The sequence below is a fragment of the Streptomyces albiflavescens genome (assembly GCF_014645835.1).
In the GTDB taxonomy this organism is placed as follows: Bacteria; Actinomycetota; Actinomycetes; order Streptomycetales; family Streptomycetaceae; genus Streptomyces; species Streptomyces albiflavescens.
On the sequence record NZ_BMMM01000008.1, the window covers coordinates 175,781 to 189,376 of the forward strand.

The 13,596-nt window shown below is 70.7% G+C and carries 13 protein-coding genes; 7 read left to right on the forward strand and 6 right to left on the reverse strand.

Annotated elements, in window-relative coordinates; all coding sequences use genetic code 11:
• The first annotated feature begins 249 nt into the window (after positions 1 to 249).
• Genes argC through IEY95_RS22715 form a run of 5 tightly spaced genes read left to right on the forward strand, consistent with a single transcriptional unit; the run spans position 250 to position 5,096 of the window.
• Positions 250 to 1,278, forward strand: a complete 1,029-nt coding sequence (gene argC, locus IEY95_RS22695; protein WP_189187936.1) for an N-acetyl-gamma-glutamyl-phosphate reductase — start codon at positions 250 to 252, stop codon at positions 1,276 to 1,278.
• Entirely contained in the window at positions 1,275 to 2,441 is a 1,167-nt protein-coding gene (argJ, locus tag IEY95_RS22700; RefSeq protein ID WP_189187937.1) for a bifunctional glutamate N-acetyltransferase/amino-acid acetyltransferase ArgJ, read from the forward strand. The genes argC and argJ overlap by 4 nt, the downstream gene beginning before the upstream one ends.
• On the forward strand, positions 2,438 to 3,352 hold the full coding sequence (gene argB, locus IEY95_RS22705) for an acetylglutamate kinase (protein WP_189187938.1): 915 nt from the start codon (positions 2,438 to 2,440) through the stop codon (positions 3,350 to 3,352). The genes argJ and argB overlap by 4 nt, the downstream gene beginning before the upstream one ends.
• Positions 3,349 to 4,542, forward strand: a complete 1,194-nt coding sequence (locus IEY95_RS22710) for an acetylornithine transaminase (RefSeq protein ID WP_189187939.1) — start codon at positions 3,349 to 3,351, stop codon at positions 4,540 to 4,542. The genes argB and IEY95_RS22710 overlap by 4 nt, the downstream gene beginning before the upstream one ends.
• A 17-nt stretch (positions 4,543 to 4,559) precedes the next feature.
• Entirely contained in the window at positions 4,560 to 5,096 is a 537-nt protein-coding gene (locus IEY95_RS22715; protein WP_189187940.1) for an arginine repressor, read from the forward strand.
• A gap of 159 nt (positions 5,097 to 5,255) precedes the next feature.
• Here IEY95_RS22715 and IEY95_RS22720 read toward each other — a convergent pair whose 3' ends face one another.
• From IEY95_RS22720 to IEY95_RS22740, 5 genes are all read right to left on the reverse strand, one after another.
• Entirely contained in the window at positions 5,256 to 6,044 is a 789-nt protein-coding gene (locus IEY95_RS22720; RefSeq protein ID WP_229703245.1) for an FAD:protein FMN transferase, read from the reverse strand.
• The gene (locus IEY95_RS22725; RefSeq protein ID WP_189187941.1) at positions 6,037 to 6,837 is read right to left on the reverse strand and encodes an FMN-binding protein; all 801 of its coding nucleotides are present in this window, start codon (positions 6,835 to 6,837) and stop codon (positions 6,037 to 6,039) included. Before IEY95_RS22725 ends, IEY95_RS22720 begins: the two co-directional genes overlap by 8 nt.
• Before the next feature lie 19 nt (positions 6,838 to 6,856).
• On the reverse strand, positions 6,857 to 8,194 hold the full coding sequence (locus IEY95_RS22730) for a ferredoxin reductase family protein (protein WP_189188146.1): 1,338 nt from the start codon (positions 8,192 to 8,194) through the stop codon (positions 6,857 to 6,859).
• Between the two features lie 124 nt (positions 8,195 to 8,318).
• Complete coding sequence (locus IEY95_RS22735) at positions 8,319 to 8,834, reverse strand: FMN-binding protein (protein WP_189188147.1); 516 nt, start codon at positions 8,832 to 8,834, stop codon at positions 8,319 to 8,321.
• A 7-nt stretch (positions 8,835 to 8,841) separates the two neighbouring features.
• Positions 8,842 to 10,203, reverse strand: coding sequence for a ferredoxin reductase family protein (locus IEY95_RS22740; protein ID WP_189187942.1), 1,362 nt, complete (start codon positions 10,201 to 10,203; stop codon positions 8,842 to 8,844).
• 320 nt (positions 10,204 to 10,523) lie between these two features.
• Here IEY95_RS22740 and IEY95_RS22745 point away from each other — a divergent pair, with 320 nt between their 5' ends.
• Entirely contained in the window at positions 10,524 to 11,276 is a 753-nt protein-coding gene (locus tag IEY95_RS22745) for a response regulator transcription factor (protein WP_189187943.1), read from the forward strand.
• Positions 11,277 to 11,377: 101 nt separating this feature from the next.
• On the forward strand, positions 11,378 to 12,850 hold the full coding sequence (locus IEY95_RS22750) for a sensor histidine kinase (RefSeq protein ID WP_229703264.1): 1,473 nt from the start codon (positions 11,378 to 11,380) through the stop codon (positions 12,848 to 12,850).
• Positions 12,851 to 12,916: 66 nt separating this feature from the next.
• Here the strand turns inward: IEY95_RS22750 and IEY95_RS22755 are convergent, their stop codons facing one another.
• Positions 12,917 to 13,504, reverse strand: coding sequence for a pyridoxamine 5'-phosphate oxidase family protein (locus IEY95_RS22755; RefSeq protein WP_189187945.1), 588 nt, complete (start codon positions 13,502 to 13,504; stop codon positions 12,917 to 12,919).
• Positions 13,505 to 13,596: the final 92 nt, after the last annotated feature.

A 13,596-nucleotide genomic window follows, 5' to 3' on the forward strand; every position in this document is an offset into this window, starting at 1 on the left:
CTTGAACGAGACGGCGCCCCGATTGCTGACAGCAGCCGGGTGTGACGCGGGTCACCGAACCAAGATGAGCGGCTGAACGTCCGGCAGGCGCTTGGGACTGCCTTGGGTGGTCGAAACGGGGCGCCGGCCACCTACGGATCGAGATGGCCAACTGTCGATCGGCGTCACACCAGGGCAACGGCGCCTCGTATCGGGATTGCATAAACGTGCAGCGATACGTATAGTCATGCCATCCAAGAGGAGGGTTCCATGACGGTACGTGCGGCAGTTGCGGGAGCGAGTGGGTACGCGGGCGGGGAACTGCTGCGTCTGCTCCTGGTGCACCCCGAGATCGAGATCGGCGCCCTGACCGGCAACTCCAACGCGGGCCAGCGCCTCGGCGCGCTGCAGCCGCATCTGCTGCCGCTCGCGGACCGTGTCCTCCAGGAGACGACCCCCGACGTGCTCGCCGGGCACGAGGTCGTGTTCCTCGCGCTGCCCCACGGGCAGTCCGCCGCCGTCGCCGAGCAGCTCGGCCCGGATGTCCTCGTGGTCGACATGGGAGCCGACTTCCGGCTGAAGGACCCGGCCGACTGGGAGAAGTTCTACGGCTCCGCGCACGCCGGGACCTGGCCGTACGGCCTCCCCGAACTGCCGGGCGCCCGCGCGGCGCTGGAGGGGTCCAAGCGCATCGCGGTGCCCGGTTGCTACCCGACGGCCGCCTCGCTGGCCCTCTTCCCGGCGTACGCCGGGGGGCTCGCCGAGCCCGAGGCCGTGATCGTCGCCGCCTCCGGGACGTCCGGCGCCGGCAAGGCGCCCAAGGCGCACCTCCTCGGCAGCGAGGTCATGGGGTCGATGTCCCCGTACGGCGTCGGCGGCGTCCACCGGCACACCCCCGAGATGATCCAGAACCTCGGCGCCGCCGCCGGTGAGCCCGTCACCGTCTCCTTCACGCCGACCCTCGCGCCGATGCCCCGCGGCATCCTCGCCACGTGCAGCGCCAAGGCGAAGCCCGGCGTCACCGCCGAGTCCGTACGGGACGCGTACGAGAAGGCGTTCGCCGACGAGCCGTTCGTGTACCTGCTGCCCGAGGGGCAGTGGCCCGCCACGGCGTCCGTCTACGGTTCCAACGCCGTTCAGGTCCAGGTCGCGTACGACGCCGCCGCGCACCGCATCATCGCGATCAGCGCCATCGACAACCTGACCAAGGGCACCGCGGGCGGTGCCGTCCAGAGCATGAACCTCGCCCTCGGGCTCCCCGAGGACCTGGGTCTTTCCACGATCGGAGTCGCACCGTGAGCGTCACGGCAGCCAAGGGATTCCAGGCGGCGGGCATCGCCGCCGGGATCAAGGAGAACGGCAACCCGGACCTGGCCCTCGTGGTCAACGACGGTCCGCGCCGCGCCGCCGCGGGCGTCTTCACCTCGAACCGCGTGAAGGCCGCGCCGGTGCTCTGGTCGGAGCAGGTCCTCAGGAGCGGCGAGCTGACGGCAGTCGTCCTCAACTCCGGGGGCGCCAACGCGTGCACCGGACCGAAGGGCTTCCAGGACACGCACGCCACCGCCGAGAAGGTCGCCGAGTCCCTCACCACCGCGGGGACCGAGGTGGGCGCGGGCGCGGTCGCCGTGGCCTCGACCGGCCTCATCGGCGTCCTGCTGCCGATGGACAAGCTGCTGCCGGGCGTCGACCGGGCCGTCGCCCGGCTCAGCCCGCACGGTGGCGAGAAGGCCGCCATCGCCATCAAGACCACCGACACGGTCCACAAGACGTCGGTCGTGACGAAGGACGGCTGGACCGTCGGCGGCATGGCCAAGGGCGCCGGCATGCTCGCCCCCGGCCTTGCCACCATGCTCGTCGTGGTGACCACGGACGCCGACGTGGACAGCGAGACCCTCGACAAGGCGCTGCGCGCGGCCACGAAGGTCACCTTCGACCGCGTCGACTCCGACGGCTGCATGTCCACCAACGACACCGTGCTGCTGCTCGCCTCCGGCGCCTCCGAAATCACCCCGGAATACGGGGAGTTCGCGGAGGCCGTACGGGCGGTCTGCGACGACCTCGGTCAGCAGCTCATCCGCGACGCCGAGGGCGCCAGCAAGGACATCAAGGTCGAGGTGATCAACGCCGCGACCGAGGACGACGCCGTCGAGGTGGGTCGCTCGATAGCCCGCAACAACCTCCTCAAGTGCGCGATCCACGGCGAGGACCCCAACTGGGGCCGCGTCCTCTCGGCAATCGGTACGACCCGGGCCGCCTTCGAACCCGACCAGATCAACGTCGCCATCAACGGCGTCCGGGTCTGCAAGAACGGCGGCGTCGGCGAGGACCGCGACCTCGTCGACATGCGCTACCGCGAGGTGCACATCGTCGCCGACCTCGCCGCGGGCGGCGAGACCGCGACGATCTGGACCAACGACCTCACCGCCGATTACGTCCACGAGAACAGCGCGTACTCCTCATGAGCAATGTGACCAGGAAACACACCGCTCTGCCCAAGGCACAGATCCTCATCGAGGCGCTGCCCTGGCTGACCCGGCACAACGGCAAGACGGTCGTCGTGAAGTTCGGCGGCAACGCCATGATCGACGAGGAACTGAAGGCGGCGTTCGCGCAGGACATCGTGTTCCTGCACCACGCCGGACTGAAGCCCGTCGTCGTGCACGGCGGCGGCCCGCAGATCAGCGCCGCCCTCGACCGGCACGGCATCATCAGTGAGTTCAAGGCGGGCCTGCGCGTCACGACCGAGGACGCCATGGACGTCGTACGCATGGTGCTGGCCGGACAGGTGCAGCGCGAACTGGTCGGGCTGCTCAACCAGCACGGACCGCTCGCCGTCGGCCTGACCGGCGAGGACGCGCACACCATCACCGCCACCAAGCACCAGCCCGAGATCGACGGCGAGCTGGTCGACATCGGGCGGGTCGGCGAGATCACCGGCATCGACACGGGCGCCATCGAGGCGCTGCTCTCCGACGGCCGGATCCCGGTCGTCTCCTCGATCGCCCGCTCCCAGGACGACGGACATGTCTACAACGTCAATGCTGATACGGCGGCTGCGGCACTCGCTGCGGCGCTGGGGGCCGAAACCCTCATGGTCCTCACGGATGTCGAGGGCCTCTACGAGGACTGGCCCGACAGCGACGAGGTGATCAGCCGCCTCACCGCTTCAGAGCTGGAGAAACTGCTGCCCGAGCTGGCCAGCGGCATGGTGCCGAAGATGGAGGGCTGTCTGCACGCCGTGCGCAACGGCGTCACCACGGCCCGCGTCATCGACGGCCGGGTCCAGCACTCGATCCTGCTGGAGATCTTCACCGACGAGGGGATCGGCACGATGGTCGTGCCGGACGACGAGGAAGCGGGGGACGACGCATGACCGGCAACGAAGAGCTCACCCAGCGGTGGCAGGGCTCGCTCATGGACAACTACGGCACGCCGCGGCTGCCGCTCGTCCGGGGAGCCGGCACCAAGCTGTGGGACGCCGACGGCAAGGAGTACCTCGACTTCGTCGGCGGGATCGCGGTCAATGCGCTCGGCCATGCCCACCCCGCGATCGTCGAGGCCGTCGGCCGGCAGATCGGCTCCCTCGGCCATGTCTCCAACCTCTTCGTCGCCGAGCCGCCCGTGGCGCTCGCCGAAAGGCTGCTGCAGCTCTTCGGGCGTGAGGGCAGGGTGTACTTCTGCAACTCGGGCGCCGAGGCCAACGAGGGCGCCTTCAAGATCGGCCGGCTCACCGGCCGGACGCACATGGTCGCCACCACCGGTGGCTTCCACGGCCGCACCATGGGCGCCCTCGCGCTCACCGGCCAGCCCGCCAAGCAGGAGCCGTTCCTGCCGCTGCCCGGCCACGTCACGCATGTCCCGTACGGCGACGCGCAGGCCCTGGCCGAAGCGGTCACCGAGGACACCGCCCTGGTGATCATCGAGCCCATCCAGGGCGAGAACGGCGTGGTCGTGCCGCCCGCCGGCTACCTCAAGGCCGCCCGGGCGATCACCGCCGCCACCGGAGCCCTCCTCGTCCTCGACGAGGTGCAGACCGGAATCGGCCGGACCGGGCACTGGTTCGAGTACCAGGCCCACGAGGGAGTGCTGCCGGACATCGTCACGCTCGCCAAGGGCCTCGGCGGCGGACTGCCGCTCGGCGCCACCGTCGCCTTCGGGCGGGCCGCCGCACTGCTGAAGCCCGGTCACCACGGCACGACCTTCGGTGGCAACCCGGTCGTCTGCGCCGCCGGACTGGCCGTACTCGACACGATCGAGTCCGAAGGACTCCTCCAGAACGTGAAGCGCACGAGCGAGAAGCTGCGGGACGGAATCGAGTCACTCGCGCACCCGTTGATCGACCATGTCCGGGGTGCGGGGCTGCTCCTGGGTATCGTGCTCACCGAGCCGCTGGCGCCCCAGGTGCAGAAGGCGGCTCAGGACGCCGGTTTCCTGGTGAACGCGCCCGCCCCCGATGTCGTACGGCTGATGCCGCCGCTGAACCTCGGCGAAGACGAAGTGGACGCGTTCCTCCAGGCCCTTCCCGGTGTCCTCGACGCAGCCAACGGGGATGGACGATCCTGAGAAATGGGACGACGACGATGAGTCAGGCGCAGGACCACGAGCACGCAGGGCCTGCCGTGCCGCAGACCCGCACCGCACGCCACCGCCGGATCGTGGACATCCTCAACCGGCAACCGGTGCGTTCCCAGAGCCAGTTGGCGAAACTTCTCGCCGACGACGGGCTGAGCGTCACCCAGGCGACGCTCTCCCGGGACCTGGACGAGCTGAACGCGGTGAAGATCCGCAACAACGACGGCGACCTCATCTACGCGGTACCGAGCGAGGGCGGCTTCCGCACGCCGCGCGCGCCGCTGGGTGAGTCGGCGAAGGAGGAGCGGATGCGGCGGCTCTCCGCGGAGCTGCTGATCTCCGCGGAGGCCTCTGCGAATCTTGTGGTCCTGCGTACCCCGCCCGGGGCCGCGCAGTTCCTGGCCTCGGCCATTGACCAGGCGGAGCTGCACGACATCCTCGGCACCATTGCCGGCGACGACACGTTGCTGCTGATCAGTCGTCATCCGTCCGGGGGCCAGGCGTTGGCCGATCATCTGCTGCGGTTGGCTCAGAACCATCACTGAGGTGTACGGGAGTGGGGGGGGGCNGCGTCTGGTGCGTGCTCTCGGCGTGCCGGGCGGAAGTCCTCGTACTGGACGTACTTGGGCTTTCGCCCGGTGCGGCGAGAGTGCGTGCCAGGCGTCGCGGGGCAGACGGGAATGTGACGACAGGCCCTAGGGGCCTCAGCCCAGTCTTTGAGCCAACCCCCCGGTGCACCTCACCTCGTCCCCCGCCGTGATCAGCAGGGCCTCGATGTCGGGGAGGGATTCCAGCCAGTCCAGGGCCTGGCGCGAGCCCATCGCGAAGGCCGCCGTCGCCCAGGCGTCGACCCAGGTCAGGCGGGGGCCCACCACGGTCACGGCGACCAGGTCGGTGACCGCGGACTTGCCGGTGCGGGGGTCGACGATGTGGGCCCCCCGCTCGGCGGTGCCGGAGGTGGCCACGGCGAGCTCGTCGACGCCGGCCGCGGAGACCACGGCGGCGAGCGAACCCGGACGCAACGGGTCCGACACACCGACCCGCCAGGGCCGGTGCGACCCGGGGACGCCGTACAGCTGGACGTCGCCGCCGCCGTTGACGCTCACTCCGCTCGCCCCGGCCGCCGCGATGAGCCGGGCCGCACGCTCGGTCGCCCAGCCCTTCACGATCCCCGTCGGGTCGAGCTCACCCTGGTACGTCGTGCTGAACCAGCCCTCGCTCAACCGCTCCGCCTCCGCGCCCAGACCGAGCACCTCGGCGACCTCCGGATCGCACTCCTCGACCGTCAGTTCACCGCGCGCGAGACGCGAGACCTGACTGTCCTCGCGGTAGGTGCTGAACACCTCGTCCACGCGGTGGAGCTGGGCGAGCGCCTTCTCCAACGCCGCCTGCACGGCCGCCGGTTCCCCTCCCCGTACGTCGAACGAGAAGACCGTGCCCATGACCTCCTCGGCGTGGCGCAACGCGGGCGGGGCCTCCGCGGGCTCAGCCACCGGCCTTGTCCAGGGCCGACTGCAGGGACTGCTTGTATCCGCCGCTGGTGTAGGTGGCGCCGGAGACGGTGTCGATGTCGGCGCTCCCGGCGGCGACGGCTTCCTGGTTGAGTTTGGGTATGGCCAGGGCGGTCTTCTGCGTGCTGGTTCCGCCGCTGGGCGCCTGGACGGCCTCGGCCTTGGTGATCTTGTCGCCGGTGAGGGTGAGGCGTACCTGGACGGGCCCGTACTGGGTCTGGGCCACGTTTCCGGTGACGATGCGGGCCTGTGCGGCGGGGGCCTGCGGCGACGAGGAGGCTCCGGCCGCACCCGAGGAACCCGAGGTACCGCCGGCGGCCTTCGCCTTGTCCAGGGCCGACTGCAGGGACTGTTTGTATCCGCCGCTGGTGTAGGTGGCGCCGGAGACGGCGTCGATGTCGGCGCTCCCGGCGGCGACGGCTTCCTGGTTGAGTTTGGGTATGGCCAGGGCGGTCTTCTGGTCGCTGGTCCCGCCCTTGGGCGCCTGGACGGCCTCGGCCTTGGTGATCTTGTCGCCGGTGAGGGTGAGGCGTACCTGGACGGGCCCGTACTGGGTCTGGGCGACGTTTCCGGTGACGCTCTGCGAGCCCGTCTGCGACGCGCTGCCGCCCTGGGGCGACTCCTGCCCGGCCGCCGTCTGCTGGGGCGCCGCTCCGCCCGCGGCCGATGCCGCGGCCGGATCCGAGGCAGGCTTCAGCGACAGCAGCAGGACGATCCCGGACACGGTGGCGGCGGTGGCGAGCACAACGCGCCGCATGGGGTGGCTCTTCTTCATCGCTCCTGACTCCCGTCGCTCACATCTCGAACGACTCGTGATGGATGCGGCGGGCGGGGACTCCCGCGCCGCGCAGTGCTTCGTACACCTGCTGCGCAAAGCCGGGCGGCCCGCACATGAAGACGTCGTGGCGGTCGATGTCCGGCAGCTTGCGGCGCAGCGACTCCGCCGAGATGTCCGGGCGCTCCCCTTCGGGGCTGTTCACCGCGTACATCAGACGGGCCCCGCGCTCCTGGGAGATGGCGGCGAGCTCGTCCCACAGGGCCAGGTCCTGGGTGCTGTTGGCCCGGTAGAGCAAGGTCAGGTCGCCGGACGCGCCGGGCAGCGTCTCGAAGAGCGCGCGCATCGGCGTGATGCCGACGCCACCCGCCACCAGGAGCACCTTGCCGCGGCTGCGCTTGCCCGCCGTCAGCGCCCCGTACGGGCCCTCCGCCCAGACCCGGGTGCCCGGTTCCAGGTCGCGCAGCGCGGCGCTGTGGTCGCCGATCGCCTTCACGGTGATGCGCAGCATGGTGGGGCGGGGCGCCGCCGACAGCGAGTACGGGTGGGAGCTGAGCCGCATCCCCGGCGCCAGGAAGCGCCAGCGGAAGAACTGACCGGCCTCCGCGCCCATCCGGTGCAGCTTCTGCCCGCTGATCAGCACCGACACGATCCCGGGCGTCTCCTCGATCACCGCCTCGACCCGCATCCGGTGCTTCAGGTTGAGCCGGATCGGCGCGAGGATCCGGTACCAGACCACGAGCGCGGTCACCGACCCGTACAGCCCGTACCAGGCCGTCTTCGCGGCGGGCTCCACGGCGAAGTCGTTGCCGGTGGACAGCTGGTGCCAGAACGTCAGGAACACGGCGGCGTACGTCAGCAGGTGGACGTGGTACCAGGTGTCGTACGGGATCAGACGGCGGACGCCGCCGATGGAGATGAACCCGATGAGCACCAGCAGACCCGTGCCGATCGCGGCCTTGCCCATGTCGGGCAGCTGGTTCACCGAGTCGATGGTCTGCTGCACGATCCCGCCGAGCCCTTTGCCGGACTGCAGGGCGTAGCCCCACATGGTCAGGAAGAGGTGGGCCAGGACCAGACAGATGGTGTACCGGCCGCTCATGGCGTGCCAGCGCGCGACCCGGTCGGAGCCCACCCGGCGCTCCAGGGCGGGAACGCGGGCCATCTGCAGCACCACGAGCGCCATCAGATATCCGGCGAGCAGTCCGGTGATCCGGCCCGCGTTGAGGATCTTGCTGTTGTCGTCCGCGATGGACGGGGTGTTGTTCCACCACAGCCAGATGACCCCGGCCGCGCCCGCCCAGACGGCGAGGAGCAGCGGGACGGCGGGCGAGCGGCGAGGGCGGATACGGCGCATGGTCTGGCGCCGCGCGGCGCGACCACCGGCGATCGTGGACACGGTTCCTCCGTGTTCGTCCGTGGGGACGGGGCAAGGGGAGTGGTCCCCTGGCCCAGAGATACGGTCCACGACTGCAGTGCGTTCAGAGGCCCGCCGAGTCCAGTGCCGACTGGAGGGACTGCTTGTAGCCGTCGCTGGTGTACGTGGCTCCGGACACGGAGTCGATCGAGGCGCTCTGCGCGGCGAGCGCCTCCCGCCTGAGCTGGGGGATCGCGTAGCTGTTGATCTCCTGGTCCTTCGGATTGTCCGAGGGGTAGGCGACCGCGGTGACGTCAGTGATCTTTCCGTTCTTCAGCGTGATGCGCACCTGGACGGGACCCCAACGGGTCTGGACCGTGTCACCGGTGACGGTCTTGGTGCCCGTGCTCTTCTTGCTCCCGGAGGAGCTCCCGGAAGTGCTGCCCGAGGAGCTTCCCGGAGACGGAGTCTGGGTCTGGGTCTGGGGCTGGGTCTGGGACTCGCCTGCGGACGAGGACGCCTGCTCCTCGGTCGGCGGCGTGTGCGGCTTCAGCGACAGCAGCAGGACGACACCGGTGACGGTACTGGCGGCCGCCAGTACGACGCGGCGCAGCGGACGTTGCTTCTTCAGGGCGTGCACGGCGGCCTCACAGTTCGAACGACTCATGGTGGATACGGCGGTCGGGGACACCCGCCGCGCGCAGCGCCCCGTACAGGTCCCGCGCCATCGCGGGCGGGCCGCACAGGTAGACGTCGTGCGCCGCGATGTCGGGCACGCTCGCCCGCAGGGTCTCGGCGTCGAACCGCGGACGCGTTCCGTCGGCGCCGTTGACCGCGTACAGGACGCGCGCACCGCGCCATGTCGCGATGGCCTCCAACTCGGCGCCCAGCGCGAGGTCTTCGGCCCTGCGCGCCCGGTAGAGCAGGGTGACCTGGCCCGGCAGGGTCTCGAACAGGGCGCGCAACGGCGTGATGCCGACGCCGCCCGCGATCAGCAGCGCCTTCGGCGAGGTGCGCCGCTCGGCGGTCAGCGAGCCGTACGGGCCCTCCGCCCACACCCGGGTGCCGGGCCGCAGCAGCCCCACCGCGGCACTGTGGTCGCCGAGCGCCTTCACGGTGATCCGCATCCGGTCGGGCCGGGGCGGCGCCGACAGCGAGTACGGCGTGGAGGTCCACCGCATCCCGTCCGAGAGGAACCGCCAGCGGAAGAACTGCCCCGCCTGGGCGTTCAGCTCGTCCAGCCGCTCCCCGCGCACGACGACGGAGAAGACCCCCGGCGCCTCGCGGTGCACGGACTCCACCCGCAGCCGGTGGCGCAGATTGAGCCGCACCGGGACGAGCAGCCGGAACCATACGACGAGTGCGGCCGTGCCCAGGTAGAGCACGTACCAGGCGGCCTGGGCGAAGCTGTTGCCGACGAGATCGGAGCCGAGCGCGAGCTGGTGGAAGAAAGCGAGGAAGACCGCCACGTACGTGAGCAGGTGCACGTAGTACCAGAACTCGTGGGGGATCCGACGGCGGGCCGCACGCGCCGAGGTGATCCCGACGGCGAAGAGGGTGAGCGTGCCGATCGTGGCCTTGAGCATGTCCGGGTAGTCGAACACCACGCTCAGCGTCTCGTGCACGATGCCCGATCCGTCCTGGGCCGCGTACCCGAAGAGGATCAGTGTGACGTGCGCGAGGAGCAGGCAGATCGTGTACCGGCCCGCCATGGCGTGCCAGCGGGCCACCCGGTCGGAGCCTATGCGCCGCTCCAGGAGGGGGACCCGGGCCATCAGCGCCACCAGCACCGCACAGCTGTAGCCGCAGAGCAGCCCGGAGATCCGCCCGGCGTCGGTCAGCCATCCGGCGAGGCCCACCACCGACCGCGTATCGGTCCACCACAGGGCGACGACGGCAGCCGCTCCGGCCCAGAGCAGGGCCAGCAGCGGCCCGGCGGGCGAGGGCCGGGGCCGCCTGCGTCCTCGGGTGGGGCGCGGGACCGTCGCCCGCTCGTACACCGTGGTCATCTGTCCGTCCTTCCGGCTGTCCGGGAGGAAACACTGCGTCCGGAACTTCTGAGGAAGCTCTGAACAGCGGCGTTCAGCGCGGACTCACAGGAAACCGAGAGCTCCGAGGACAGGTGACCCACGGGAAACCGAGAGCTCCGAGGACAGGTGACTCACAGGAAATCGGGAGCGCCGAGGACAGGTGACCCCCGGGAAACCGGGAGCGCCGAGGACAGGTGCCCCACAGGAAACCGGGAGCGACGAGGAGAGGCGACTCAGAGGAAACTCAGAGGTGCTCGGGGAGGGTGCGGCCTCCGGGAAGAGCGATGCTGGAAGACAACATGAACACTCCCCGCTCCCGAGGAAACGGCCGGCCCGCGCTCACCCGGCCCGACGGCACCCCTGTACGCGTCCTCGTCGTCGACGACGACCCGGATCTGGCCGAGGTCCTCTCCGGGGCCCTGCGCTACGAGGGCTGGGAGGTGCGCACGGCGGGCGACGGGGCCTCGGCCGTCGCCGAGGCGAGGGAGCTGCTGCCCGACGCCGTCGTCCTCGACGTGATGCTCCCGGACACCGACGGCTTCCACGTGCTGCGCGACCTGCACACGGTGAAGCCCGACGTCTGCGTCCTCTTCCTCACGGCACGGGACGCCGTGGAGGACCGGATCGCCGGCATCACAGCGGGCGGCGACGACTACGTGACGAAGCCGTTCAGCCTGGAGGAGGTCGTCGCCCGGCTGCGCGGGCTGCTGCGCCGCGCGGGCATGGCCCGGCAACAGGACGAGGGACCACGGCTGGTCGTCGGCGACCTGGTCATGGACGAGGAGGCCCGTGAGGTGACCCGGGGCGGCGAGCTGATCGAGCTGTCGCCGACCGAGTTCGAGCTCCTGCGTTTCCTGATGCGCAACCCGCGCCGGGTCCTCAGCAAGGCGCAGATCCTCGACCGTGTCTGGTCGTACGACTTCGGCGGCCGGGCCCATGTCGTCGAGCTCTACATCTCCTATCTGCGCAAGAAGGTGGACGCGGGCCGCGAACCCATGATCCACACGGTGCGCGGCGCCGGATACGTGATCAAACCGGTGGCGGGTCGATGAGCCCGCGGGTGTGGCCCTGGGCGAGTCGGCGGTGGTCGTGGGTGAGGGGACGGTGGGCGTGGCTGCGGGCGGGCGTGCGCGGACTGCCGCGCCCCCGCACGATGCGGGCCCGCCTCACCGCCGGGCTCGTGGTGCTGCTCGCCGTCAGCTGTGCCGCCGTCGGGGTGGCCGCCGTGTACGAACTGAACGGCTTCCTCACCGGCCGCCTCGACCAGCAACTGCACGATGTGGGGGCGCGCTTTCCCGCGAGCCTGGAGCACGGCGCCGTGAAGCCGTCCGACCACGACGGCGACGAGCACGGCGACACACGCAACCAGAGCGCCGGGACCCTCGGCGCCCGGCTGGTGGGCCAGGACGTCACCAACGCGGCGGTCGTACCCTCCGGCGGCAGGGCGACCGCCGCGAACGTACCCGTGACAGCCGCCGACAAGAAAGCCCTCTCCGGGGTCCCGCTCGACGGCGGGGGACACACCATCTGTCTGTCGGCGGTGGGCGAGTACCGGGTGACGGCGGTGCCGGGCCGCGACGGCGACGTCCTGGTCACCGGGTTGCCGATGGAGCCGGTCACGGCCGCGGTCCACCGTCTGGAACTGGTGGCCTCCGCCGTCTTCGGCGCGGCTCTCGCGGTCGCCGGTGTCGCCGGCGCCCTCTGGGTGCGCTGGTCGCTGCGCCCGCTGAGCCGGGTCGCCGCGACCGCGACGCGGGTCAGCGAACTCCCGCTCGCCAGCGGCGAGGTGGCGCTGCCGCCGCGTGCGCCCGAGTCCGACCCGCGCAGCGAGGTGGGCAGGGTCGCCGGTGCCTTCAACCGCATGCTCGGCCATGTCGAGGACGCGCTGACCAAGCGGCACGCGAGTGAGGAACGGCTGCGCAGCTTCGCCGCCGACGCCAGCCATGAGCTGCGCACCCCGGTGGCCTCGGTCCGCGGCCATGCCGAGCTGGCGCTGTTGCACCCGGGCCCGGTGCCCCCCGAGGTGACCCGCGCACTGGAACGCATCGCCGCCGAGTCGGCCCGCATGGGGGAGATGGTCGACGACCTGCTGCTGCTCGCCCGCCTCGACGCCGGCCGCCCTCTGGAACGGCTCCCCGTCGACCTCACCCACCTCGTCCTCGACGCCGTCACCGACGCCCGGGCCGCGGGCCCCGACCACCGCTGGACGCTGGAGCTGGCCGAGGAGCCGGTGACGGTGACGGGCGACGCGCACCGACTCCAACAGGTGTTGGCCAACTTGTTGGCCAACGCGCGTTTGCACACGCCCGTTGGCACCAAGGTGACGGTGTCGCTGGAGAGCGACGACAAGACGGCCGTCCTGACAGTCCACGACGACGGCCCGGGAGTCCCGGAGGATGTCCGGCCCGGCGTCTTCGAACGCTTCACCCGAGCCGACCGTCGCCGCACCGAGGGGGCGGGCGGTGGCGCGGGGCTCGGCCTGTCGATCGTGGCGGCAGTGGTGGAGGCGCACGCCGCAAGCGTGCGATTGGAGAGCCGTCCGGGATCGACGACGTTCACTGTGCGGTTTCCGGTCGGTGCGTCAGGGGCGCGGGGAACCGCGGGACCGGCCACCGACGACCGATAGCCACGAGACGGCCCACACCCCTACGGAGCAGCCGTGTCCTCGACGCGGGCGCCGCTCGCACGGCGCTCAGACGACAGATGGCGGCAGTGGCAGCGGCAACCCGGGAAGCCCGTCCAGGCTCGTGGCGATGTGGTCCTTCTTGGCGAAATACGCGTCGAGCGAGGCGTCGTCCTCGCGCGCGAACCGCTTGGCGTGCAGCTCGCGATCCTCGTCGTACGTCATGAAGGGCACCGCGTAACCACAGGTGTCACGGACGAGTTCGGCGGTCACCACGATGATCGCGCGCAGTCCGTGCGGGGTCGGGTCGATGTCCGGGAAGTGGGTGAGCAGCTCCCCGAAGCGCGGATCGTCGCGGAAGACGGGCTCACCGTGGCCGTGCACCCGGACGATGTTGGGCGGGCCCTGGAAGGCGCACCACATGAGAGTGATCCGGCCGTTCTCGCGCAGATGCGCGATCGTCTCGGCGTTGCTTCCCGCGAAGTCCAAATAGGCCACGGTCAGCTCGTCGAGCACGGCGAACGAGCCGCTGAGCCCCTTGGGGGAGAGGTTGATGATGCCGTCCCCCGACAGGGGCGCGGTCGCGGTGAAGAACAGGGGCTGCGCCTCGATGAACGTACGGAGGCGGCCGTCTATGCGCTCATAGGTCTTTCCCATGTCTAACGATTATTGGGGAAAGCCTTTCGTCTGTCTAATGAATTGAGGGTTCCGGTGGGTCTGTGGCCGCCCCGGTCGGCACTCCGCGGGGC

Excerpts from the sequence above, each read along its gene's own strand:
- IEY95_RS22740 (WP_189187942.1), bottom strand. The coding sequence starts at position 10,203 with ATGACCACGGTGTACGAGCGGGCGACGGTCCCGCGCCCCACCCGAGGA.
- argB (WP_189187938.1), top strand. The coding sequence starts at position 2,438 with ATGAGCAATGTGACCAGGAAACACACCGCTCTGCCCAAGGCACAGATC.
- IEY95_RS22715 (WP_189187940.1), top strand. The coding sequence starts at position 4,560 with ATGAGTCAGGCGCAGGACCACGAGCACGCAGGGCCTGCCGTGCCGCAG.
- IEY95_RS22725 (WP_189187941.1), bottom strand. The coding sequence starts at position 6,837 with ATGAAGAAGAGCCACCCCATGCGGCGCGTTGTGCTCGCCACCGCCGCC.
- IEY95_RS22755 (WP_189187945.1), bottom strand. The coding sequence starts at position 13,504 with ATGGGAAAGACCTATGAGCGCATAGACGGCCGCCTCCGTACGTTCATC.
- IEY95_RS22730 (WP_189188146.1), bottom strand. The coding sequence starts at position 8,194 with ATGCGCCGTATCCGCCCTCGCCGCTCGCCCGCCGTCCCGCTGCTCCTC.
- IEY95_RS22745 (WP_189187943.1), top strand. The coding sequence starts at position 10,524 with ATGAACACTCCCCGCTCCCGAGGAAACGGCCGGCCCGCGCTCACCCGG.
- argC (WP_189187936.1), top strand. The coding sequence starts at position 250 with ATGACGGTACGTGCGGCAGTTGCGGGAGCGAGTGGGTACGCGGGCGGG.
- IEY95_RS22710 (WP_189187939.1), top strand. The coding sequence starts at position 3,349 with ATGACCGGCAACGAAGAGCTCACCCAGCGGTGGCAGGGCTCGCTCATG.
- IEY95_RS22750 (WP_229703264.1), top strand. The coding sequence starts at position 11,378 with ATGCGGGCCCGCCTCACCGCCGGGCTCGTGGTGCTGCTCGCCGTCAGC.